The sequence below is a fragment of the Petrimonas sulfuriphila genome, assembly GCA_038561985.1.
In the GTDB taxonomy this organism is placed as follows: Bacteria; Bacteroidota; Bacteroidia; order Bacteroidales; family Dysgonomonadaceae; genus Petrimonas; species Petrimonas sulfuriphila.
Window position 1 is genome coordinate 1,884,212 of record CP073276.1, and the last position, 26,033, is coordinate 1,910,244.

Genomic DNA, 26,033 nt, shown 5'->3' on the forward strand with positions numbered 1-26,033 from the left:
ACTACTTCAACTACTGAATCGCATTCACAATAAAATTAATGAAATTTCTCCATTTCAAGTCAGATTTCACTACATTTAATTTTTTAATAAAAAATAATTATCGAATTTCTTGTTTATATCCCAAACAACATTTACCTTTGAGGTCTCGATACTATGAAGCTCATAAGCTTACCCGCGACAAATGAGCAAAATAAAGGTTCTCATTGAAACAAGGGTTGAAATTTAAAAAATTATATGTGAGATTCTCCATTACAACAAGGATAGCATAACATAAAAAAATAGGCGAGATAAAAATTCTCTCCAACTAATAGTTAAAACCTGAAAAACATGAACGATAGATCAATATCTGAAATCGGACATTGGCAGCTGGAGCAAAAAAGCTTCATTGACCCGGTAGATCTTTACATCGAGAACCTGTTCCCTGGAAAAGATTACCAGGTATTGTTGATGGTATTTGAAATCATTGACAACAAGGGTGAACTGCAGTGTCAATACAGAGGGATAGACATCGAAAAGGTAAGGAAGGATTCATCCAGTTACCGGAAATACGCCTACCGGAAAGGGAGTGCACGCGGTGGTGATGTTACCTTTACCACGAAACTCGGCAATCCACCGGATAAAAAACTGAATAATATCAAGGAGGCGCAATTTAAAAAACTTACTCACGGGAAGCATCTCGAAGCCCAACTATTCAAGCTCGTGGAGGCGGAGTTCTTACTAAACGAACAACGTATAGCATGGCAGATTGCAGACTATTTCAATAATGCGACGCAGGAAGAACGGACCACCACGGGTATTTCATTACGGATACATCGAGAAAAAGAACTCTATCTTTACGATTTTGAGACAGTCCGGACCACGATACTTAATTCTGGCTCTGAAAAGAAATACGAGCACAATGGCACTATTTCACGTACTGCTGATGTCATCTGTTCGGTTACAGGCGAAAAAGCAGACGAGGTATACGGTTTCGCAGCACCCTTTAAATACTCTACTCCCGATAAGCCAGGATTTATTAGCGGATTCTTTAACAAGGAAAAGTTCTGGAGAAATTATCCCGTATCATCAAAAGAGGCGTTGGCGCTCGAGTATGGAGAAAAATACATTAGACAGCATCTGACAGGGTATTTCTACGGATACGAGTTCTTGTTCGTTCCCCACACCGTTTTACAAAACGATCGGGAGAAACTGGAAACGATCGTGGAGCTGCTTAAAAGTGCATTTGCTGACGCGAGGATAAAAAAAGAATCGAGCGAAGAGCGAGCTGACTCCGAAGAACACGTACAAAAAATCATCGCTCAGCAGAATAACTTTTTTTATGTGGATATGCTCTTTTTCTCCGAAGATAAAATGAGTAAAGCGATTAGCATTAAAATGATGTTGGAAGAGGTGTTACCATCTAGATTCAATGAGCTCTTTTCGCGAGTACCGAATGCTGTTAACCGCATCCCCTTATTTAGGAATGCTATTATAAAAGGTAAAGAACAACAGAATCTGAAATTTTCATTCGGGATTATCAAGGAGTTTTTCGACGACAAATTTTTAGAGGTTGTGCAAAACATTTTTCTTGGCAGACCCATTTCAAAGGATTTCATGTTCGAAAAAATCATGAATGTGATAAGAAAAAACTACAATGAAGCACATACGAGAGAAAAAACAACCAAATCTACACGACGAAGCATATTGGAAGCTATCATGCTGATAAATTATTTACAAGAGCTAAAAATCATACAAAACAATATTAACTATAATTTTATGAATACAATGGACACGGTAAAAGATGAACAAAAAACCAACCGGTTTAACCTTGACGAATTTAACCGGTTTGTGACTAATAACAGGAGCTTCCTGGATAGCGATATTAAAATTGGCATTTTCGCCGTGGGAATTTTGGTGCGTTTCGTTTTCGACGTTCAATACAGGAACCTATCCAGCACCCCATTCGAAAGCAAGCTTCGAGGGTATAACCTGAACTCGGAGCACCTAATGCAAATCTACCTGGAAGCACTGGACAAGATTCAGAAACACTTGAAGAATAATGTATACCCTGAACTTCGGGAAATCATTAACAATTATTTCACAATTAAGAAACAGGATATGGTTTCAATGAGTAACAATGAACTCTCGTTCTACTTTGTTGCCGGTCTCGAAATGGGCTCCAGGTTTAAGAGAGAAAAAAGTGAAGAAAACACAGAATCAGAATAATAACATTTAAAACAGACAAGATCATGAGTGAAATTATCGACAGCCGCAGTGAGCTTTTGTTTCTTTATGACATTGAAAACGCGAACCCGAATGGTGATCCGTTAAATGAAAACCGTCCACGATTCGACACGGAAAGTAGTGTCGCACTCGTTTCTGACGTCCGTCTGAAGCGGACGATACGGGATTACTGGTACGAGTACAAGGAGTTCAACGGATTGGACGACCGTCAGGATATCTTTGTTCGGGAAACAACCTACGACGAGGGAGACAAGAAGTATATCAAAGATGGAAAACGCCGTGCCAGGGATTTTCAGGAACAGGCAGATATCATCCTTGCCAAATGCATCGATATCCGGGTATTTGGCGGAGTAATTCCTTTAGCCAAGGATTCTATCACATATATTGGCCCGGTGCAATTTCAAATGGGAAAATCGTTAAATAAAACTGAAATCATTGAAGAACAAGGCACTGGTGCGTTTGCGTCGACTGAAAAAAAGATTCAAGCCACATTCCGGACAGAATACAAGATACCCTACGCTGTAATAGGCTTTAACGGGATAATCAACGAGAAAGCAGCACGTTATTCCAGAATGACCACGGAAGATAAATCGCTATTGCTCGAAGGAATTTGGGAAGGCACGAAGAACCTGATTTCTCGTTCGAAATTTGGACAATCGCCCCTGTTCTTACTCGAGGTGGAATACAAGGAACCTTTCTATATTGGTAACCTGCGTCAACGGCTGAAACTGGACTACGGAGAGATGAACGAGCTACAAATAAGAGGCACTAATGATTATAAATTAGATATATCGGAATTACTAGAGGCACTCAAAGAGAACAAGGAGAAGATAGCCAAGATTCACTTGAAGCTTGACTCAAGGTTGACGATGATCAGTAATGGTAAATTAATCACAAATATCAGCAAGGATGAAATATAAGGAATTGCTTATTTTCGACATCATGGGCGAATACGGGCACTTCCGAAAGTACAACACCACAACCTCACCTCTCACCTACTCTATTCCCACGCGTACCGCGATCGCGGGAATGCTGGGAGCAATCCTGGGAATGGAAAGAGAGACGAGTGACGGTCATTACGCGGAGGGTATTGAACCGGTTCAGGAGTTTTTCTCAAAAGAGAGGAGCGGCATCGCCGTACAAGTTATGCAGCCCGTGAAGAAAGAAAATATCGGGTTCAACTTGATTAACACGAAAATATCGTTTTACGACTTAACACGGGCGAGACACACCCAAACGGAGTTTGAGCTTGTAAAAGATCCTCATTACCGCATCTACCTGGCAATGGATGATACCGCCAAATTCGAGGAACTATCTGAACGGATACAGCATAGAAGGCATCATTTTACTCCCTACTTAGGTTTGGCTCAATTTACCGCAAGGGTGGATTTCGTCCAACGAGCAACAGCGCGAGTAGTAACCTCAAACAGTGAGATCGTGGAAATCATCACGGCAGTGAATCTGTCAAAAGTAGTGGGTGAACCACCTATAGACTTTCAAAAGGAATGGTTTTATTCGGCCAACAACATGCCCGTCGCCATGAATAGAGAAAGAGAAGTTTTGGAATATTCCGAGATACTTATCGAAAAAAACGGGAATCCTCTGCATGCCCGTGTACCAGAGTATTTAACACTGAACGGGATTGGGAATATTCTTTTTCTATAATCTTTCAGATATTATGCACATTATATAGAGTCATAAAGAAGGATGGAAGAGTTGCAAATCGATAAAGAAGGATTGCTTTCGCATCCGAAAAAGCTACTTGTTGATCATCTGTCAGTTGTAGCTGTAATAGCGAAAGCGACCGTGGAGGAGAAAGGTTACCGGTTCGTTGTAAAGGAGACTGAAATAACGAATCGGCAACTCTCCGACTTGGTTTGGATTGCAGCTATCTCTCATGACATCGCGAAAGCTACAGGCTATTTCCAGAATTATATCCGTAACCCAGAAGAGATTCATAGCAATTTGAAGAATCATTCATTGCTGTCGTCGGTTTTTGCCTATTTCGTCGCTAGCAGGTATTGTGAGCGAGAATTTAAAGACAAGCTGCTGCAGGAGTTTCTCCCGATACTGGTTCTGATAGCCGTGAAACGGCATCATGGCAACATCCAGAACCTTCAGAAAGAAATATTATTTTCTAACGAAGACATTGAATACCTTTCAGAACAAATCAAAAGCATTCATGCTCCTTCAGTTGAGTTAATTCTTTCGAGTTTGTGTGATCATTGGCCTATCAAGATTACATGGAGAGCGTTCACAGAATATTGGGAATTAGCAAGTTTCCAGCAGCGACTAAAAGATTTTCGTTTATACTTCAAGCTTAATTATCCGAAGCTGGACGAGAAAACGCAAGTCGAACTCTTTAATCTTTTTCAGGTAATCTATTCCGCATTGATGTACTCAGATAAGAACGACGTGATCCTGAAAGATGTTAATACTACGAATACAACGACTGATATCATAGGGTGCTTGAATCGATACAGGGAAAAGAATGGATTCAATATCCCGGTTTCGGAAATTAATCGAATCAAGAACGAAGCTTATTTTGGCACGTTGGAACACTTGGAGAGGGTGTTTATCCGTGATCAGCACCTCTACTCGATCACGTTACCTACAGGGTTGGGGAAAACACTAACGGCATTTTCCGTGGCTGATAAAATAAGGTCACTCACAGGAAATATCAACGCAAAGGTGACTATCGTTATCCCTTATACTTCGATCATTGACCAGAATTTTGAAGTGTATCGAGAAGTACTGGAAACCGATTCGAGCGAGTTTTTATTAAAGCATCATCATTTGAGCGAACCCAGGTACAAAGATAGTTCTGAAAAGGTGTATGAAGAAAATCAGAGTCAATTTTTGATTGAAACATGGCAATCTGAAACTATCGTGACAACGTTCGTTCAATTTCTGGAAACGATTCTTTCAATGGATAAAACCAAGCTAATGAAATTGGTTAACCTGAGAAACGCCGTAATCCTGCTTGATGAGATTCAGACAATTCCCTACGAGCTATGGGAAACGGTAAGGAAGACGTTCCTTTCGCTTGGCGAAACTTTAAATATATATTTTATCCTTATATCAGCAACACAGCCTCTTATATTTGCTCCGAGAGTGGATATAGTGGAATTAGTACCCGATCACAGAAAGTATTTCAAAGTATTTAATCGCACCCGGTTGGTCTATCACAAAGACAAAATCTCTTTCGAGGATTTCATCGATATAATTTCTGATTATATTTATAACGAACCTAAAAAAGACGTGCTGATAATCTTGAACACCAAAAAGGCCGCCCGTCGCTGCTTTGAGGAATTAACAAAACAGGAGCAGGAAATTCTGGATAACGTCCAATACTTCTTCTTATCCACGCTCATTACTCCCCACGAAAGAAAAGAGATTATTCAAAAAATTAAAAAAAGGAGTCATAAACGTAAAATAATTGTCTCCACTCAATTAATAGAAGCAGGAGTGGATATCTCCGTGGATACCATCTTCCGGCAGTTGTCTCCCATCGATTCAATTATCCAGTCGGCCGGACGCGCGAACCGATATAATGAAAAAGAGCAGGTATCTGATATATTCCTTTATGATATTGACGATGAGCATGGAAAAGCAACAAGTAGAATCTATGGTTCAGACCTAATGCTAAAAACTAGGAACACGCTCTCGGATATTGAAGTAATGGAGGAAAGAGACTATCTGGATCTAATTGACCGATACTACGAAGAGGTCCGAAAACAATCTGACGAGACTTCTTCGGATTTACTTGACGCCATTCGAGATTTGAGATTCATGGAGATCGATCTAAAACTCATCCAAGAGCGTAAAACTGAATCGGTCTTCATTCAATTGAACGAAGAGGCTAAATATGTATGGGAACGCTATGTATCTCTTTATGATGAAGAGCTAACACCCTGGGAGAGAAAGACAAAATTCGCGTCGTTTAAATCTCTTTTTTACGATTATGTAATCAACGTACCGGTTCCATACGGTGAGACGAAAATTAATTTTGACTCCGAACAAGTGCACGGATTTTATTTATCGAGTTTAGAACAACCTTCCGCGTTTTATTCCTATTCGGCTAACGACACGAGGGAAAATATCGGATACGACACGAACAAAACGTCCATCACAATTTAGTAGAATCATGCAAATCACTCAAACAATCATTCAGTTCCCCGACATTCGATTAAAAACACGAGATGCACATAAGTTGCGTGGGTATTTTGGCAACTTATTTAAAGAGCATTCTCCGTTGTTACACAATCATTACCAAGATGGCACTTCACGGTACGCTTACCCATTGGTTCAATACAAGGTAATTAGAAACGTACCGATGCTAATAGGCTTCGAAGAGGGTGCCGATCTGTTAATTTCACTCTTTTTGAAAATCCGTGAATTGGATATCGAGGGAGAATACTATCCTATTTCCGCTAAAAATATTCATCAGACACGATGCGAGCTGACGGTAAATCAGCAGTTGTACAACTACGCTTTTGAAACGCTCTGGATGGCCTTGAATCAGGATAATCACAGAAAATACATACTCCTAGATACGAAGCAGAAAAAAGAGTTCTTGAATCGTCAGTTGCAAAATAACATACTAAGTTTCTATAAGGGTGTTTCTTTTCGTGTAAGTGAAAACATCATGGGTGTCGTACAGTTGGAAGAAAAACAGACAAAGTTTAAAGATCAGCAAATGCTGGCATTTTCAGGGAGGTTTACCACGAATGCTTACTTACCGGAATGGGTAGGGATAGGAAAGGCTGTGAGTCGTGGATTTGGTGCTGTTAGTCAAATCTAGTAAAACCAAGAATATGCAGTTAATCATTAACACATATGGCACGTATGTTCATGTAAAAGATGATCTGTTTGAAGTATCACTCACGAAGGATGGAGAAAAACAAAAACACCATTTCGCCAGTCAGAAGGTTACTTCCATATTAATGAGCAAAGGAGCGGCTCTCAGTACCGATGCCATAATACTGGCCATGAAAAACAATATTGATATTATTGTTTTCGAGTATGATGGAATGCCTATTGGTCGTTTTTGGCATAGCAAGCCGGGAAGTACCTCAAAAATTAGGAAGCAGCAGTTGGATGCTAGCTTGAACGAAATAGGTGTTCACTGGACAAAAAGCTGGTTAACAAAAAAAATAGAGAATCAAATCGAATTCTTGAAACGGTTAAAAAGCCATCGACTTACCTCTGCCGAACAGATACAGGAAAAGATTGAAATCATCAAAGGTATCTCATTAAAAATAAATGGATTGAAAGGCTCTAAAATAGAGGATATCGACAGTACTCTTCGAGGATTAGAGGGTACATCTGGGCGAGTATATTTCAGAGTGTTAAGTTCTCTTCTGGCGGAACGTTATCAATTCGAAGGGCGTAGTTTTCGCCCGGCAGCTGATCCTTTTAATGCTTTTTTAAATTACGCTTATGGCGTTCTATACAGCCGAGTAGAAAAAGTACTGGTGATTGCTGGGCTTGATCCGTATGTTGGATTCATGCACCGGGATGATTACAATATGAAAAGTATGGTCTTTGATTTTATTGAACCTTATAGGACATATGCTGAAGAAGTCGTATTCAAGCTCTTTTCAGCAAAAAAAATCAATGATAGCCACACGAGTAAGATCACAAATGGTTATAGCCTGAATGCCGAAGGAAAAAATTTATTGATGCAATCATTGTTAAGTTTTTTGGAGGAAGACACAATCCGTTACAATGGTAGGAATCAAACAAGAGTTAATGCTATGCAGATGGATGCTCACCAGTTCGCAAACCAATTAATAAAAAAAACATGATTTGCTGGGTTATATACGATATCAAGAAAGATAAGCCACGCACCAAGATTTCTAAGATATGCAAAAAGGTCGGCCTTTATCGCGTACAGAAATCGGTATTCCTAGGAAGCTTGGATGAAAACGACAAAGACACCCTCGAACTATCTGTGACCGAGTTGATAGATGAAGAAACCGATTCTCTTTATATCTTCCCAATGAGTAAAAATGAACTTCGTCAAACAGTTTTGCTCGGGCAAGCATTTGATAAGAAGTTAGTAACAGACGATGTAAAAGCCTTGTTTTTCTGATGTCTATCACACCATCACATATCATAGAGTACCTTTATTGTCCCCGGTTCACATATTACGAACACGTGCTTTGTATCCCACAATTTGAAGAGCGCCACTACAAAGTGGAAAAGGGGCGCAACCTACACGACTTGAAACTGGAACGGAACAGGGATTATTTACGCAAAAGAATCGGGGCCGTGGATAAATATCTTGATCAATATTTGACCAACGAGTTACTACGAGGAGTTGTTGATGAAATTTTAGTGTTAAAAGATGGCACAATGGCTCCACTTGATTATAAATTTGCTAAATTTGAGGAACGAATTTATAATACATATCAGACTCAATTAGAGTGTTATGCAGTACTAATTGAAGACAATTTTCATCGACGCGTAGATAAAGGCTTTTTGGTTTACACTCGCTCTGCGAACAAATTGGTTGAAATAGTAATAAGCGAGACTGCGAAACAAGAGATACGAAATATTTGTGAACAAGTGAACGAAATTATTTTTAATAATTTTTTTCCGAAAGCAACGAAATCTAAAAAAAGATGTATTGGCTGTACATATAGAAATATTTGTATCAAATAAAGCTTTCCGGGAGTAAATTTATTTTGAGACATCAAAAAACATGATATATTCCACTAAGAAAGAGAAAATTACATTCTCGGAAATCATTAAAAAAATCGTGTTTTTTGCGTTCTTTGACATTTTGAAAACAGAAAATAATGATTCCAAAAAACAACCGTACAGTTCTGAACATCATATTGATAACTCAATAGACGACTTCCAGAACTACATCCAGCACAACAAGGATTGAAACCCCATTCCCTCTTTCACTAGCGACACATCTATCTGTCTTCCAGAACTACATCCAGCACAACAAGGATTGAAACATGTAGCTTTCACTTCGTCGAAAGCAATAGTAAGTTCACTTCCAGAACTACATCCAGCACAACAAGGATTGAAACTAAACTGCCATCCGTGCTCCTTCCCATCCTTTTTCCTTCCAGAACTACATCCAGCACAACAAGGATTGAAACCGTTAATTAATTATTCTATCGGTCTCCAGCCCGTTGCTTCCAGAACTACATCCAGCACAACAAGGATTGAAACTGTAATGCTATTGCATGTTTCCACGCTTCATTATACTCTTCCAGAACTACATCCAGCACAACAAGGATTGAAACTTTCCAAAACGGTTCTTAATGCGGAGAAAAGATTTCTTCCAGAACTACATCCAGCACAACAAGGATTGAAACACATAGATGCTCTTAAGACCTCGAACGAGACTGAAACTTCCAGAACTACATCCAGCACAACAAGGATTGAAACTTCATTTTGCGAGCATCACATTGCTCCTATTGTCGGCTTCCAGAACTACATCCAGCACAACAAGGATTGAAACAACTTAAAAAGCCAGCATGTATTCAAATACTTAATTCTTCCAGAACTACATCCAGCACAACAAGGATTGAAACAAATGTCCTCAAGGTCTTGATTGCTGAAATATGAACTTCCAGAACTACATCCAGCACAACAAGGATTGAAACACATCTTTCGCGTCGACGGCGAAAGAGAGAAGGTAATCTTCCAGAACTACATCCAGCACAACAAGGATTGAAACAAGAAATCAGATCAGACTTAAAAGAAATAAGCGAATCTTCCAGAACTACATCCAGCACAACAAGGATTGAAACAATATGCGTGAGGCTCAAGAGAAGCTGAAAACACTTCTTCCAGAACTACATCCAGCACAACAAGGATTGAAACATGAGGTCGTATCTCTGTTATCTCGCTTTTGCTACCTTCCAGAACTACATCCAGCACAACAAGGATTGAAACCAGATGTTCATAAAAAGTCTTTGCACTACTACTCTTCTTCCAGAACTACATCCAGCACAACAAGGATTGAAACAAGGAAAATTTTTCATCCATCCAGATTGCACGTATACTTCCAGAACTACATCCAGCACAACAAGGATTGAAACACCGGGTATCTTTCGGCAATAGCACCTATGGTTTCCATCTTCCAGAACTACATCCAGCACAACAAGGATTGAAACGCGAGATAAACCCGGCACTTTTTTCCGGCCGTATCACTTCCAGAACTACATCCAGCACAACAAGGATTGAAACAAGCTGATAATAGACTTGTTCAAATACAACAACAACTTCCAGAACTACATCCAGCACAACAAGGATTGAAACCGCCATATTGTTCACCGTTCACCTCAATGTATGCCCACTTCCAGAACTACATCCAGCACAACAAGGATTGAAACAACTTGTTCATCGTTGACCTTACAGCCACCTTCGGCTTCCAGAACTACATCCAGCACAACAAGGATTGAAACAACATGACTGGTTGGCTGGACACGCAGAAGCCATGCTTCCAGAACTACATCCAGCACAACAAGGATTGAAACGAGCCCAACGAGGAAATATACCCGTCAATAGCTGGACTTCCAGAACTACATCCAGCACAACAAGGATTGAAACACTGGAATACTGAACAGCGAGAATAGCGACGGTGGAACTTCCAGAACTACATCCAGCACAACAAGGATTGAAACCAGCAATTTGCTGAAACAATATCCCGACCTGATAAAACTTCCAGAACTACATCCAGCACAACAAGGATTGAAACATTACTCTATCGGTCTCCATCCGATAACTGTAACTCTACTTCCAGAACTACATCCAGCACAACAAGGATTGAAACCCAACACACAACAAGCCCCCGCAACGGACGCGGGAAACTTCCAGAACTACATCCAGCACAACAAGGATTGAAACCCTATTCCGGACAGGCGTTAGCGGATCAGATGATTCTTCCAGAACTACATCCAGCACAACAAGGATTGAAACTCGATGATCCGTTCAGCCAATCCCTTACATATCTTGCTTCCAGAACTACATCCAGCACAACAAGGATTGAAACATAACCTACGGATTACAACAGCCGTTCAGTTGGGCGTCTTCCAGAACTACATCCAGCACAACAAGGATTGAAACATTCAGCCAACTTCGTATAAACTTGGCGACATGTGGCTTCCAGAACTACATCCAGCACAACAAGGATTGAAACCAATTATGTTTGGATTCAGAAGATTAAAAAAAGAAACTTCCAGAACTACATCCAGCACAACAAGGATTGAAACTCCCAATACGATCGATGAACACTTCTATGTCGTCTACTTCCAGAACTACATCCAGCACAACAAGGATTGAAACATGTGTACTTCCCGGAAGGCAAATACCTTATGGAACTTCCAGAACTACATCCAGCACAACAAGGATTGAAACTTATCCATAGTATTCTTTTCATGTGTCCTGTAATTCTTCCAGAACTACATCCAGCACAACAAGGATTGAAACATTGGCTAACAAACTACAATGGTGCTGCGGCTCCAAGCTTCCAGAACTACATCCAGCACAACAAGGATTGAAACCGGCTTTTCTTCTTGCTTCTTTTGTAACCTTGTTGTCTTCCAGAACTACATCCAGCACAACAAGGATTGAAACTCTGTTCATTTTTTTTCCAACATTAACGAAACTGGCTTCCAGAACTACATCCAGCACAACAAGGATTGAAACTCGAAACGGTAGCAAAAGGGCTGTCTCACGATGCAGACTTCCAGAACTACATCCAGCACAACAAGGATTGAAACTTGACAACGACTAACAAATTGAACCATACATACATACTTCCAGAACTACATCCAGCACAACAAGGATTGAAACTTCGTCAAGTCCGAAAACGCTTAAGCAAGTGGATGATCTTCCAGAACTACATCCAGCACAACAAGGATTGAAACGAGGAATGGGCTGACAGGGTTAATGCTTCGTTTGGCTTCCAGAACTACATCCAGCACAACAAGGATTGAAACTGACAGAAGAAGAAAAATTAGCTATTGAGAAGGCTACTTCCAGAACTACATCCAGCACAACAAGGATTGAAACGCCCCAACAAAGTCCGCCTCAACCAAGATGATCGGTCTTCCAGAACTACATCCAGCACAACAAGGATTGAAACTCGTGTATAGCTCCGTAGGTAGTCACTTTTGGCATTCTTCCAGAACTACATCCAGCACAACAAGGATTGAAACTTTGACCCTAACCCTACTTATCAGAATCAGAAAGACTTCCAGAACTACATCCAGCACAACAAGGATTGAAACGGACTAACGCAATCGCAAACACTCCATTCGTGAATTGTCAAATCTTCCAGAACTACATCCAGCATAATAAGGCATAAGGCGATTAAACTTTTGGGGAGAAAAGACAAAAAAACAAAACGGGGAACTGAAAATCAATCTTAGTTCCCCGTCTTAGTTCCTTGCTCTTTGCCGTTTATTCCATATTGTGAAAAACGTTTTGCACATCGTCGTCCTCTTCAAACTTCTCAAGCAGTTTTTCAATCTGCGTGCGTTGTTCGTCGCTAAGCGATTTCGTGTCGTGCGGAATACGTTCAAACTCTGCCGAATGAATTTCGAAACCGTTTTCTTCGAGGTACGACTGGATATCTGAGTACGATTTAAATTCACCGTAAAGGATAATGTCTCCTTCGTCTTCCTCTACTTCATCAACACCGTAATCGATAAGTTCCAGTTCCAGGTCTTCCAATGAAACCCCTTCTTTTGGAGAGATTTTAAAGACACATTTGTGGTCGAAAAGAAACTCCAGACTTCCCGAGGTCCCCAGTGATCCACCGTGCTTATTGAAGTAACTCCGGACGTTCGCCACCGTTCGGGTAGGATTGTCGGTTGCGGTTTCCACTACGATGGCAACGCCGTACGGGCCGTAACCTTCGTAAACCATTTCCTTGTAATCCGAAACGTCCTTGTCCGTCGCTTTTTTGATAGCGCGTTCAACGTTTTCCTTTGGCATATTTTCTTTTTTTGCCTGCTGTATCAGTACACGCAATCGTGGATTGTTTTCCGGATCGGGACCGCCGTCGCGCGTGGCGATGGTTATCTGTTTTCCTAATTTCGTAAATACGCGGGCCATATTGCCCCACCGTTTTAGCTTTGTGGCTTTTCTGTATTCAAATGCTCTTCCCATATTTTTGCAATTGGCTTTCTTTAAAAATTATTATCTTAACAATGCTCCCAGTTCTTTCTCCAAATTCTGCTGAATTTTTTGCATGACGGCGTCAATCTGTTTATCATTGAGTGTTTTTTCTTTGTCCTGCAATACGAAATTTACCGCGTACGACTTTTTCCCTTCAGGTAGGTTCTTTCCTTCGTAAACATCGAACAGAGACAGTTCTTGAAGTAGTTTCCTCTCCGCTTTTTTTGCTGTTTGCTCAATGGCTGCAAAGGTGACGCTTTTATCGACAAGTAGTGCCAGGTCGCGGCTTACTGAGGGGAACCTGGAGATTTCAGAAAAATGTACTTCGCTTGCTGATGTTTCCTTCAACAGAGCATCCCAGCTCATTTCGGCAAAAAAGACGTCGGTGTCGATATCGAACTTCTTCAAGATGTTGCCTGAGATAATTCCAAAACTTCCGATCTGCCGGTTGAAAGTACGTATATTCATTCCTGAAGCGTAGATTCCGGATTGAGTCGACTCAAACGTCACCTGATTCTGAGTAAAGCCCAACCGGTTCAATATATTTTCGATATGCGCTTTTAGTTGAAAAACAGAAGTTTCAGTTTGAGGGGCTGCCCAGTTTTTGGGGTTGCTGTCGCCGCAAATCCAAAGGCCGAGATGGGTTTCTTCGGAATACCCCGATAATATATTGCCTTCCTGCTTCCTGTCAGTATCAAAAAAGTAGCAGTTCCCAAATTCGTAAAAATGCAGGTCGTAATGCTTCCTGTTCCGGTTATAAGCGATGCTCTCCAGGCCTCCGTAAAGAAGCGTCTGGCGCATTACTCCCAGGTCGTTACTCAGGGGGTTGAGCAGCTTTACCCCGTTTTCTCCCGGGAAGGTTGTGTTGTCTTCGTAATAGGATTTCCGGGTGAGCGAGTTATTCATTATTTCGCTGAAGCCACTTGCAGTAAGTTGTTCCGAAATAAGTGTCTGTAGTTTGTGTTTGCGGTCTGTAGGGGTTTGATAAGACAGGTTGGCCCTTAACGAATCGCTGAAATCCACGTTGTTGTATCCGTAGATGCGAAGGATCTCTTCGATCACATCCACATCGCGGGTCACATCTACTCTGTAAGTGGGGATGCTAAGTGTCAGTGCCTCTTCCGACTCGTTTTCCGTTTCAATGTCCAGGCTTTGGAGAATGTTCTTAATCGTTTCCTTCGGAATCTCTTTTCCGATAAGTGAGTTCACCTTCCGGAACGGCAAAACTACTTGTGCATTGTTTATTTTCACCGGATAGATATCGCGTATTTCGCCTTCAATTTCACCTCCGGCAATCTCCTTGATAAGCATGGCGGCACGTTTCAGTACGTACACCGTGTTTCCGGGGTCGGCACCCCGTTCGAAGCGGAACGATGAATCGGTGTTCAATCCGTGACGACGAGCGGTTTTGCGCACCCAGGTAGGATTAAAATATGCCGATTCCAGAAACACATCTGTTGTGCTCTCGGTTACCCCGGACTTCAGTCCGCCGAAAACTCCCGCAATACACATCCCTTCCTTGGTGTTGCAGATCATCAGGTCGTTTTCGTTCAATTCGCGTTCCTGTTCGTCGAGTGTAAGGAACTTGCTTTTCCCAGGCAATGTGCGAACAACAACCGTGTTGCCTTCGATATAATTTACATCAAATGCGTGCATCGGATGGCCGGTTTCATGAAGGATGAAGTTTGTGATATCCACAATGTTGTTGATTGGCCGCAGCCCGATAACCAACAGTTTGTTTTTTAACCAATCGGGACTTTCCTTTACGGTAACACCACGAACGGTCAACCCGGAATATCTTGGACAGGCGGCACTATTTTCAACCACCACGTCTATCCCACCTTCCGATTTATCTGTCTTGAAACCGTCAACAGAGGGTTTTGTCAGGGAAAACGGCTTTCCACTTTGTTTTAAATAGGCGGCCAGATCGCGCGCCACTCCGTAATGCGATGCGGCATCTATGCGGTTGGGGGTGATGTCGACTTCGAGGACGAAATCGCTTTTCACGTTGTAATAATCCTTGGCAAGCATGCCAACCTCAGCATCGTCGGGAAGAACGATAATTCCCTCGTGTGATGTTCCAATGCCTATTTCATCTTCGGCACAGATCATTCCAAAAGATTCTTCTCCCCGGATTTTGGAGCGTTTAATGGTTACTGGTTCATCACCAAAATAGATTTTAGTGCCGACTGTAGCTACCACCACTTTTTGTCCGGCAGCCACGTTGGGGGCTCCGCAGACTATTTTTAACGGTTCTTCTCCATTTCCGATGTTTACAGTTGTCAGGTGCAGGTGGTCGGAGTTGGGATGATGGGTGCAGGTCAGCACTTCGCCGATAACTAATCCTTCAAGACCACCCTTGACGGTTTGAATTTCCTCCACACTACCTGTTTCCAATCCAATGGAGGTGAGTGCTGCTGCTGTTTCTTGTGGTGAAAGATCGAATTGCAGGTAATCTTTCAGCCAATTGTAAGAGATGTTCATTCTAAAGTCGTTTATTTTGACAACCCAGGCTCAGATTCTTCGTTTTTACTCAGAATAGCTAATATGGGTTTTGCTTCAAGAAAAAGTGTTCAAAATTACAAAAAAATACGATAGCCTCCGTCAAAGTTCTGAAACTTTGTAGATCCTGAAGAATAATCCTCAAGTATAAATCCTGATTTACGGGGCATACATGCCCTTTTAATGCGGATGGGAAGTGGTTAACTATTTATCCATGTCCATTTGTGCCAAATCCCTTCCAGAGGGCCTTGCTTGTGTTTCCCCAGCCAGAACCTGGAAAACATCATCTGCAGGGAAAAGACAGCTATCCCTATCGCCAGGCTGAATGTACGCCCGCAATACGGAGCCAGGTACAGTCCGATGGGGAAATAGATCAGTGCCCCGAAGATGGACTGGGAGACATAATTGGTAAGGCTCATTTTCCCATAAAAACGTAAGCCGGACAATCTTTTTCTAAAAAAACGCTTTTCGTAAAGCAACACAAACGATGCTATCAGAACAAAAGTAAGCGCTAATTTATACCAGATATCGAATATAAGGCCCACGGTTTGTTGGGCCATGGGGTCGGACTGCAACAGCAGTTTTTTGATTATGTTAAACAGGATAAAGGAAACGGATGAAATTATCAAAACCCTTTTCCAGAAACGTAAATTATCGGGAGTGTTGATGAAGAACTGTTTTCTTCCGATATAAAACCCCAACAGGAACAATCCGGCAGCTTGCAGAAAACGGCCCGAACCGAGGGCCCACATAAGGCTTACTTTCTGGCCAAGCGTTACGTTGACACGGATAAAATCAAGAAAACTGCCGTTTTTCGTGTTCTCGACAACTTGCTGGTGCAGCGAAACCGCGCCAAAATCGGGCAATTGGTACGCCGGGTTAAACCGGGATAAAATAAAATGTATCCATTCTACCGGTTGAAGCAGCAAGACAATGATGAATACCAGAACGGCTCTGTCCGGCCAGTTGCGGCAAATAAACAGGACGAGTGAAACGTAGACGAACAGCATGAGCACATCTCCCGCAGGAAAGAAGGCCGCATTAAGGACGGCAAAGACGGCAAGAAGGGCCATTCGCCACAAAAAACGGTACCCGAAATCTTTCCCTTTTTTCTTTTGATTGTTGTGCTGGATATAAAACGTAAAGCCGAAAAGCATGGTGAAGATGGCATACGTTTTTCCGCTAAAAAGAGTGAAAATAATTTTCACGGAGAGCTGGTCCAGAATAGTAAGCCAGTGAGGCGAATGGGTAGGAAATTCCGGGAAAAAGAAATGGTCGACATTGTGTACCAGGAGGATCGCCATTATTGCAAATCCGCGTAAGGAATCCACTACTTCTATACGACTTGTCTTGCCTGTTGAGATTTCCATAATTAACCTTGTGATTTTTAAAATGAATTTGCAAACATAAGCATTTCTTTAAAAAAAAATCATCCGGATTAAAAAAAAAATTGGCCGCTTGTCCGTCTCACGTATTATCGCAAGGTAATCAGTTGAATTACCGGTTCTCTCAAGGTGTAAAAAACTCTACCTTTCCGCATTTGGGACAAACGTACAAGTCGAACGTTTCTTTGTTGACAAAAAGTTCGAATAAATTTCCCATGGCACCCAACCGGGAACCCTCGTGGAACTTGTAATTCCCGGAGAATCGCATCGGAACGCCCTTACACCTTAAACAGGTGATTTGCCTTTTCAGTTGATCCTGTTCGGCAATCTCAACGATCCGGTTTTCTATAAAACTGTAATTGCAATTCCAGCAAAGTTGAAAGTTATCAATAACTTCAGCCCGGCAGTTTGGGCAAATTTTTACTATTTCCATATTCGGCAAGTTTTTACAAAGATAAAAAAACCGCACGAACAATAGCTGCCCGTGCGGTTAATATCATAAGGTGTCACGAAGTGTACACCTGCATTTTTATCAATATCCCCTTATCGCTTTGATTCCCGGAAGTACCTTGCCTTCGATCATTTCAAGCAGCGCTCCGCCGCCGGTGGAGACATACGAAACATCGTCAGCAAGTCCGAATTTATTGATACAGGCTACCGAATCGCCTCCTCCTATAAGGGAGAAAGCTCCTTTTTGAGTAGCTTCCACGATGGCGTCAGCCACTGCGCGTGAGCCTTTGTCGAAATTGTCAAATTCAAATACGCCCACGGGACCATTCCATAAAATGGTCTTGGAGTTCTTGATCACTTCGGCGAATACTTTTTCCGTTTCGGGACCAATGTCCAGACCTTCCCAGCCGTTGGGGATTTCTTTTACAGACCCAAAATCGGTCTTGGCATCATTACTGAAGCTGTCGGCAAGTTTTGCGTCGGTTGCCAGTACCAGGTTTACGCCTTTCTCCTTGGCCAGATCAACGATTTCGTTAGCCAGGTCAAGCTTGTCATTTTCAACGATAGAGTCCCCGATTTTTCCACCGCCGGCTTTTGCAAATGTATAGGTCATTCCGCCGGCAAGGATCAGGTTGTCTACTTTGTCGAGCAGGTTTTTAATAAGTTCAATTTTCGTGGAAACCTTTGATCCACCCATAATGGCTGTGAATGGCCTCTCCGTGTCGGACATCACTTTTTCTACGGCATTAACCTCATTCTGCATCAAATAGCCGAACATCTTGTTTCCTGCATCGAAATAATCAGCAATAAGTGCGGTTGAGGCGTGTGCCCGGTGTGCGGTACCAAAGGCATCGTTTACATAAACATCGGCATAAGAAGCCAATTTCTTGGTAAATTCTTTTTGCGATTCTTTTACTGCTTTTTTTGCTGCTGCCGTTTCTTCTTCCGTAGCCCCTTCCGGTAGCCGGGGTTTTCCTTCTTCCTCAGCGTAGAAACGAAGGTTTTCGAGCAATAAGGCTTCTCCCGGACGTAAAGCGGCTGCTTTTGCTTCGGTTTCTTCACCAATGCAATCGTTGGCAAAATGAACATCAACACCCAGTAATTCTGAAACCCGGGGGAGGATATGTTTCAACGAATATTTTTCGGTAGGACCTTTCGGCCGGCCCAAGTGTGAGCCAATGATCACGCTCCCCCCGTCCTTGAGGATTTTTTTCAACGTGGGGATAGCTGCACGAATGCGGGTGTCGTCAGTAATCTTGAAGTTTTCATCGAGCGGCACGTTGAAATCCACACGAATGAATGCCTTTTTACCGGCAAAATTGAAAGTGTCAATTGTTTGCATAATTTTTTATTTTATGAGAATATATTCATTGGAGTGTATAAACAATCTTTGCAATTGGAACACAAAGATAAGGAAAATACAGAATTTTTTCTTTAATTATGCAAAAAAAGTTACACATCCGTGATTTTCACTTCGTACGAAACCGGAACCGCTTTTTTATACATCGCCAACACGCCGCAATATTTATCGAACGATAATTGGCATGCACGCTCCAATTTATCTTTTGGTAAATCTTTACCCTCGAATTCGTATACTACCTTCAGGTCGGTATATTGTTTGGGATATTCGTCTGTCATGCCGGATTCTATTTGAACGTTAAATCCTTTAATGTCGATGCGCATTTTTTTCAGGATTTCTACCACATCAAGCCCTGTACAACCTGCTGCGGCTACCAGAAGCAGTTTTTTAGGCCGTGGCCCTGCATCATTGCCTCCGGCATCTTCCGCCAGGTCAATTACTACGTTGTGTCCGTCAACGTCGGTTTCAAAAATGTTGTTATCTTTCCAAATGGTTTTAATTGAATGTGTCATAAATGTAATGTTTGATGGTTGATTTTTAGACCTCTTCACTGATAGATGGCCGATTTTTCCGATGCCTGTCATCCGTTCAGTTTCCGCTTTTTGATTAAACAAAAAAAAGATACTTTTGTTCTTTGAAAAAAGTCAGTATTTCGTAGCAAAGTGTCAATTGTTTTTGTATTTTTGTGAAAATTTAGGCTATTATGATTGACAAAAACGCACGAGTTTTGCTCATTTACACGGGTGGAACCATCGGGATGGTTGAGAACCTGGAAACCGGAGCCCTGGAAGCCTTTAATTTCAGTCATTTGAAGTCAAACGTGCCTGAGATGAAGCGTTTAAATTTCAATGTAGACACCTACTTGTTTGATCCACCGATTGATTCATCGGAAGTCAGTCCTCAAAACTGGCAGGATATGGCCACGGTAGTGGAAGATAACTACAACGATTACGACGGTTTTGTGATTTTGCACGGCACTGATACGATGTCTTATACGGCATCGGTACTGAGTTTGATGTTCGAGAACCTGACAAAACCCGTTATATTCACCGGATCACAGTTGCCTATCGGTAAACTCCGCACAGATGGGAAGGAAAACCTGATTACTGCTCTTGAGATTGCTGCCGATAAAGATAAATCGGGAAGGCCAGTCGTGCCTGAATTGTGTATTTATATGCAAAACCTGCTGATGCGTGGAAATCGAACAACGAAAGTAAACTCGGAGAACTTCAGTGCTTTTAACAGTCCTAATTATCCGTACCTGGCTGAGGTGGGGGTAGATATTCGTTACCACGATAAGTTTATTTTACAGCCGGATTATGATAAGCCTGTCATATTTAATTTCAGGCTCGATCACAACGTTGCTATCCTGAAATTATTTCCCGGTATTCAGGAAAGTGTGGTGAGATCAATCCTTTCGGTTCCTGCACTGAGAGGTGTTGTGCTGGAAACTTACGGTTCGGGTAATGCGCCTACCGATCAGTGGTTTATTGATGCGTTGCAGGAGGCGATAGACCAAGGAATTGTTATTGTTAACGTGACGCAATGCCTTTACGGAAACGTGGAAATGCACCGGTATGAAACGGGTCAGCATTTGGAAAAATTAGGGGTTGTTTCGGGGCACGACATCACCACGGAGGCTGCTTTGGCCAAGTTAATGATTTTGCAGGGCAACGGCAAAACCCCCGATCAGGTAAGGAGGTTGATGTCGGTTTCGTTACGAGGAGAGCTGACGGAAAGGTAAAATTCTTATCTTTGTTTTCAACATACATAAGAAAACAAATGAAGAATTTAGATTACGGAGTGATAGGAAATTGCCGAACGGCGGCATTAGTGTCCAAAGAAGGGAGTATCGATTGGCTTTGTTTGCCCGATTTCGATTCTCCTTCGGTTTTTACCCGTCTGTTGGATGAGGAAAAAGGAGGGAGCTTCGCTTTTCTAGTGTCGGGTGAGTATGTTGTAACGCAAACATATCTGGGTAACACCAATATCCTTTCCACGCGGTTTGAAGCACCTGAGGGAGCATTTACCGTGCTGGACTATATGCCCCGGTACAGGACAAGCGAAAAAAGCCACTACTTGCCGCCCGAAGTCCACAGGTACCTGCGTGTTTTGTACGGAAAGCCAAAAATGCGCATTTTGTATGACCCGAAAATGAATTATGCCGGAGAAGAGGCTGTGCATACGGTTTTCCCCAACTACATAAGAACATCGTCAGCGGTAGATGCCGAGGACAAGATTTACCTCTACTCGAGCGTGAATTTCGACGTTATCCTGAGCGGTGAAGAGTTCACGCTTACGGATCATCAGTTTTTTCTGCTTTCTTACAACCAAAAGCTTGTAGCGATAGACGAAAACCGGGTCTTGCTGGATTACGAGCGTACGAAAGTGTACTGGCTTAACTGGATTAACCGTTCACGCGAGTACCGTCAATACGGAGATATGGTTAACCGCAGTATGCTGGTGTTGAAACTAATGTCGTACCAGCATTCCGGTGCCATGTTGGCAGCCGTTACAACCAGTCTGCCCGAAAGCATCGGGGAAACCCGTAACTGGGATTATCGCTTCTGCTGGCTTCGTGATGCTTCCATGTCTATCGATACCTTGCTGCACATGAAACATCAGGGCACGGCCGAACGATTTATAGGGTTCATAAAACGTATTCTGAAGTCGCGTGAGGATACTTTTCAGATAATGTACGGGATCCGGGGTGAGAGGGAATTGACCGAAGAAATTTTATCCCACCTGGCCGGATATGAGAATTCTTATCCCGTCCGTATCGGAAACGCTGCTTATAACCAGTTGCAGAACGATTCACTGGGATACCTGATGGATGTAATATACAAATACTACCTGTACTTTCCGGGGACGCTCGACGAAGTGGAGGAGATCTGGGAAGTCGTGAGAAACATGGTGCGGATGGTGCTGAAATCGTGGCGCTCTCCCGATCAGAGCATTTGGGAGTTCCGCACACGTGAATTGAATTTTGTGTTTTCCAAAGTGATGAGCTGGGTGGCACTTGACAGGGCGTCTCTGATTGCAGAGCTGCTGCACAAAGACAATTACGCGGAATTGTGGCGAAAAGAAGCAAACGGTATTAAGGAGGAGATACACGAAAAGGGCTGGAACGAAGAATTGCAATGCTTTACACAGGCTTATGAGAATACCGATCACGACTCTTCGCTTCTGCTGATGCAGTTTTATGACTTTATTGACGCCCGCGATGAGCGTTACGTGAAAACCGTGAAGGCAATCAAAGAGAACTTGTTTCACAACGGGTTGATGTACAGGTATAAAGCTGAAGACGATTTTGGAAAACCTACCTCATCGTTCACCATCTGCACGTTTTGGCTGATAGAAGCGCTTTTTGTAATCGGAGAGACGGATCAGGCTCGTGAAATTTTCGAATCGATGATCACTTATTCCAATCACGTGGGGTTGTACAGCGAAGACCTGGATTTTGAGACCAAGCGTCAGCTCGGGAATTTCCCGCAGGCATACTCTCACCTGGCATTCATCAATACGGCTACGCTGCTTTCTGAAGAGAAGAAGCTGTCGAGGTTTATCCGTCCGTAGCAGTGTGTCGTTGTTTTTCTTCACCCGTTGTGGAAATCCTTGCGAACGACCCCGGATAATTCTCGTTGATAAAATCGATAAGTTTTTCGCGGACTGACACGCGTAAATCCCAGTTTTTAGAGGAATCTTCGCTGCTTACCAGTACACGGATTTCCTTATACCACTGTTTGCTGTCAGTAACTTGAATGTTTTGTACGCGCCCGTCCCAGTTGGGGTCGTTCTTCACTAAACCGGCAAGCTTTTTACGAAGCGGTGCTACTGGCAGGCCGTAAGAAACGTACAGGAATACTGTCCCCAGAATATTGGAGCTGGTTCTTGTCCAGTTTTGTACGGGGTTATTCAGGAAATAATCGATGGGTACAATGAGCCGTCTCTCGTCCCAGATTTTTACAACCGCATAGGTGATGTTTATCTCCTCGATGCGTCCCCATTCGCCTTGAATGACTACCACATCGTCCAGGCGGATGGGTTGCGTTATAGCTATTTGTACACCCGACAAAATTTGTCCGACACTCCGTTGTGCTGCCAGTCCGACCACAATTCCCAGTACACCGGCTGAGGCCAGTAAGCTCATGCCCAATCCCTTTACGGTTTCGAAAGTCATTAATGCAATTCCGGTGAAAACGATCACTACGGTTACGATGAGTACCTTTTCAATCATATTCAGCTGGGTGAGCCGCCTGCGTGCGGTCAGGTTATCGGACTGATTAACATCAAGTTTGTTCTGGAAGTACCGGAATACGGCACGGACTGCCTGGACTATCAGCCACCCGATGGAAAGAATCAGCAATACCTGTCCTGTTTTCTGTATGATATCGTAAACCCGGGTATTCTTATCGAGTAATGAACTGAAAATATTCAGTAGAATGGAGAAAATGATCCACGCAGACGGGACTTTAAAAAGCCGCACGATAAAATCATCTATCAGGCTTTGGCTTCTCAGTGCACGATTGCGCAATTTTTTAAAAATGAAGTTGGAAGCCAAAGTGAGCAAAATAAACAGGATGATGAAGATAAGAGAAACAAAAATGTGGCGCCACTTATTTTCCGTTATCAGGTCAGTTATATCGTTCATAAGATAAAAAGTCAAAAAAGTCTCTTATTTAATCAGGTTTTCAAAAAAAGGAATTACCGAGGATTGAACCGGAATCCGGTATTTAGCAGCAGGCGAAAAATGCCCTACTTTTATGCTCACCCCGCCGGGCGGAAGTGCGTGGAACATATCTTCGTCGGTGGTGTCGTCGCCGATGGCAAGGATAAAGTCGTAATTATTTTTCCCCAACAGTCGTTTCACTTCGCTGCCTTTGTTAAAGTCCGGAGATTTGATTTCCACGATTTTATTTCCGGGAACGATCTGCAAGTTCAGGCGTGAAGCCGGCCCCATCAGTGCATTTATAAGCTGCTTCTGGCGTAGTTCGGCTAGCCATACATCCACGTTCCTGTAATGCCAGACCAGCGAGGAATCCTTTATTTCCATACGTGAGCGGGGAGTTTTGTCGATGGTGTGCTCTATGATTCGAAGGATCTCATCGTCCCACGTTATTTTTTCCTGAACATTTTTATGCCATTTGTGGTTTTCCTTGAAAAAAGCGCCGTGCTCAGCGGCAAAGTCCAAATCGATCCCCTTGAACCACTTGTCCAGCACCTGACGATTCCTTCCGCTGTTGATGACTACTTTGTTCTTTTTGTCGGCGGTCATCTTTTTTAATAAGTTCAACAATTCTTTGGAAGGGACTGCATCTTCGGGGTTTTTCACGAAGGGCGACAAGGTCCCGTCGTAATCGAGCAAGATTAATCTTGTGTAAGCCTGGTCGTACTCCTTTTTTATTTGTGAGAGCTGTCGTTTACCTACGATTTTCTGAAAAATTTCGTTGTTTTGCTTACTTATGTAGAGAAGTTCCTTCACGAAATCATTCGCCCATTTTTTTACGGTTTGGGTGGATATCCGTTTTTGCATGTTGTTGAGCCGGATACGTTGTTCCTTTTTCGGCATGGTCAATGCCTGGAGAATAGCCGCTTCAATTTCCTGTGTATCGTTCGGATTGATAATGATGGCATCGGTCAGTTCAATGGCTGCCCCCGTCATCTCGCTGAGTATCAATACGCCGGGTTTTCCCCGTTTGGTGGCAAGATATTCTTTGGCTACCAGGTTCATTCCGTCGCGTAGCGGGGTAACCATAGCGATGTCTGCAATGTCGTAAAGTGCTACCAGTTCATTGAAGGGGAAACTCTGGTAAAAATAGTACACAGGGGTCCAGCCGAGGGTAGAATACATGCCGTTTATTTTACCAATATATTGGTCTATCCGGGTTTTCAGGTCGGCATACCTGTCCACTGCATCGCGGGAAGGTACGACTATCATTGCCAGCGATACCTTTTTGTGGTATTCGGGATGATTTTCAAGAAAATTGGCGAACCCGTTCAACCGGTGCAGAATTCCCTTGCTGTAGTCGAGCCGGTCGACCGACAAAACAATGGTTTGATTACCCAGTTCTTCTATCAGCCTTTTTGATATTTTCTTTACCTCCGGGAGTGAGGGCGCCCGATGATACTGTTCATAATTTATACCCATAGGGAATGCATCCACATGTACGATACGGTCTTTCAGGCTGATCTCGTCGAGGTTGCAGTTCAGGTCGAGAACCCGGTAGATGGCACTGATAAAATGACGCATGTAGTCGTGCGTGTGAAATCCGATTAAATCGGCTCCAAGCAACCCTTCCAGTACTTGTTCCCTTTCCGGGAGCACACGGAATAGTTCGTAAGACGGAAAGGGTATGTGGTGGAAATACCCGATGTTTACTTTGGGCTTTTTGTCGCGGATTTTTTTCGGCAGCAACATCAGTTGATAATCTTGTATCCAGACAATATCATCGTCTTCTATAAAGGGCAGCGCTTCTTCACAGAACAGTGTATTCACCTGCCGGTACGCTTCCCAGTACTCGGCTTTGTACTGTATGTATGCGAAAAAGTAATGACATAGCGGCCATATGGTGCTGTTGCTGTAACCTTCGTAATAATTTTCAATCTGTTCTCCGGACAGAAAAACCGGATGATAATTCAACTCATTCAGCTTTTCGGTAATCTCCTGCTTTTCATTTTCATCATCCACATGGACTCCAGGCCACCCCACCCAATGCATTTCCGCATCGGTTTCCAAAGACCCCAATCCTGTGGCCAGCCCTCCTTCGCTGCGTTTTACGACAAAGGAGTCTTCGGTTCTTTCAATTTTGACAGGAAGCCTGTTGGCTATAATAAGGATTTTCATACGATTCTATTTTTATTCACTTTTGTTATTGGTTCCCGCAGGATATAAGGTGTCCTGCGTTGATATACAGCATTGAACCTGGATAATTGGCGAGCAGTTCAATCAATTTTTTTCC

Annotated in this window: 18 protein-coding genes and 1 CRISPR repeat array; of the genes, 10 read left to right on the plus strand and 8 right to left on the minus strand. The window is 42.7% G+C overall.

What is annotated here, in order from left to right:
- The first annotated feature begins 327 nt into the window (after positions 1–327).
- Genes cas8b through cas4 form a run of 8 tightly spaced genes read left to right on the plus strand, consistent with a single transcriptional unit; the run spans position 328 to position 8,892 of the window.
- Positions 328–2,205: a type I-B CRISPR-associated protein Cas8b/Csh1 gene (gene cas8b, locus KCV26_07795; protein WZX38259.1), complete on the plus strand. Its 1,878-nt coding sequence runs from the start codon at positions 328–330 to the stop codon at positions 2,203–2,205.
- A 23-nt stretch (positions 2,206–2,228) separates the two neighbouring features.
- The gene (cas7b, locus tag KCV26_07800; protein ID WZX38260.1) at positions 2,229–3,143 is read left to right on the plus strand and encodes a type I-B CRISPR-associated protein Cas7/Csh2; all 915 of its coding nucleotides are present in this window, start codon (positions 2,229–2,231) and stop codon (positions 3,141–3,143) included.
- Complete coding sequence (gene cas5b, locus KCV26_07805) at positions 3,133–3,888, plus strand: type I-B CRISPR-associated protein Cas5 (GenBank protein ID WZX38261.1); 756 nt, start codon at positions 3,133–3,135, stop codon at positions 3,886–3,888. The genes cas7b and cas5b overlap by 11 nt, the downstream gene beginning before the upstream one ends.
- A 42-nt stretch (positions 3,889–3,930) precedes the next feature.
- Positions 3,931–6,363: a CRISPR-associated helicase Cas3' gene (cas3, locus tag KCV26_07810; GenBank protein ID WZX38262.1), complete on the plus strand. Its 2,433-nt coding sequence runs from the start codon at positions 3,931–3,933 to the stop codon at positions 6,361–6,363.
- A gap of 7 nt (positions 6,364–6,370) precedes the next feature.
- The gene (locus tag KCV26_07815; protein ID WZX38263.1) at positions 6,371–7,027 is read left to right on the plus strand and encodes a hypothetical protein; all 657 of its coding nucleotides are present in this window, start codon (positions 6,371–6,373) and stop codon (positions 7,025–7,027) included.
- A gap of 13 nt (positions 7,028–7,040) precedes the next feature.
- Positions 7,041–8,033 (plus strand): CRISPR-associated endonuclease Cas1, encoded by a 993-nt coding sequence (cas1, locus tag KCV26_07820; GenBank protein ID WZX38264.1) that lies wholly within the window; start codon positions 7,041–7,043, stop codon positions 8,031–8,033.
- A complete protein-coding gene (gene cas2, locus KCV26_07825) occupies positions 8,030–8,320 on the plus strand; it encodes a CRISPR-associated endonuclease Cas2 (GenBank protein WZX38265.1) in 291 nt (96 codons plus the stop codon). The genes cas1 and cas2 overlap by 4 nt, the downstream gene beginning before the upstream one ends.
- A complete protein-coding gene (gene cas4 / locus KCV26_07830; GenBank protein WZX38266.1) occupies positions 8,320–8,892 on the plus strand; it encodes a CRISPR-associated protein Cas4 in 573 nt (190 codons plus the stop codon). Before cas2 ends, cas4 begins: the two co-directional genes overlap by 1 nt.
- Positions 8,893–9,087: 195 nt before the next feature.
- Positions 9,088–12,565: a CRISPR direct-repeat array (repeat unit 37 nt; unit sequence CTTCCAGAACTACATCCAGCACAACAAGGATTGAAAC).
- A 92-nt stretch (positions 12,566–12,657) separates the two neighbouring features.
- Here cas4 and KCV26_07835 read toward each other — a convergent pair.
- The 6 genes from KCV26_07835 to KCV26_07860 form a co-directional block, all read right to left on the minus strand.
- Positions 12,658–13,368 carry a YebC/PmpR family DNA-binding transcriptional regulator gene (locus KCV26_07835; GenBank protein ID WZX38267.1) on the minus strand — a complete coding sequence of 237 codons (711 nt, stop codon included), beginning with the start codon at positions 13,366–13,368 and terminating at the stop codon, positions 12,658–12,660.
- 30 nt (positions 13,369–13,398) lie between these two features.
- Complete coding sequence (locus KCV26_07840; GenBank protein WZX38268.1) at positions 13,399–15,861, minus strand: phenylalanine--tRNA ligase subunit beta; 2,463 nt, start codon at positions 15,859–15,861, stop codon at positions 13,399–13,401.
- A 218-nt stretch (positions 15,862–16,079) separates the two neighbouring features.
- Entirely contained in the window at positions 16,080–17,249 is a 1,170-nt protein-coding gene (locus KCV26_07845; protein ID WZX38269.1) for a DUF418 domain-containing protein, read from the minus strand.
- A gap of 139 nt (positions 17,250–17,388) precedes the next feature.
- Complete coding sequence (locus KCV26_07850) at positions 17,389–17,697, minus strand: hypothetical protein (protein WZX38270.1); 309 nt, start codon at positions 17,695–17,697, stop codon at positions 17,389–17,391.
- 99 nt (positions 17,698–17,796) lie between these two features.
- The gene (locus KCV26_07855) at positions 17,797–19,056 is read right to left on the minus strand and encodes a phosphoglycerate kinase (GenBank protein ID WZX38271.1); all 1,260 of its coding nucleotides are present in this window, start codon (positions 19,054–19,056) and stop codon (positions 17,797–17,799) included.
- 110 nt (positions 19,057–19,166) lie between these two features.
- Positions 19,167–19,586, minus strand: coding sequence for an OsmC family protein (locus tag KCV26_07860; protein WZX38272.1), 420 nt, complete (start codon positions 19,584–19,586; stop codon positions 19,167–19,169).
- A gap of 191 nt (positions 19,587–19,777) precedes the next feature.
- Here KCV26_07860 and KCV26_07865 point away from each other — a divergent pair, with 191 nt between their 5' ends.
- Complete coding sequence (locus tag KCV26_07865; GenBank protein ID WZX38273.1) at positions 19,778–20,818, plus strand: asparaginase; 1,041 nt, start codon at positions 19,778–19,780, stop codon at positions 20,816–20,818.
- 38 nt (positions 20,819–20,856) lie between these two features.
- Positions 20,857–22,650, plus strand: a complete 1,794-nt coding sequence (locus KCV26_07870; GenBank protein ID WZX38274.1) for a glycoside hydrolase family 15 protein — start codon at positions 20,857–20,859, stop codon at positions 22,648–22,650.
- Here KCV26_07870 and KCV26_07875 read toward each other — a convergent pair.
- Together KCV26_07875 and KCV26_07880 are read right to left on the minus strand one after the other, a co-directional pair.
- Entirely contained in the window at positions 22,637–23,725 is a 1,089-nt protein-coding gene (locus KCV26_07875; protein WZX38275.1) for a mechanosensitive ion channel, read from the minus strand. The two genes, KCV26_07870 and KCV26_07875, sit on opposite strands and share 14 nt — an antisense overlap.
- A 24-nt stretch (positions 23,726–23,749) precedes the next feature.
- Positions 23,750–25,918 carry a bifunctional alpha,alpha-trehalose-phosphate synthase (UDP-forming)/trehalose-phosphatase gene (locus tag KCV26_07880; protein WZX38276.1) on the minus strand — a complete coding sequence of 723 codons (2,169 nt, stop codon included), beginning with the start codon at positions 25,916–25,918 and terminating at the stop codon, positions 23,750–23,752.
- Positions 25,919–26,033 lie beyond the last annotated feature (115 nt).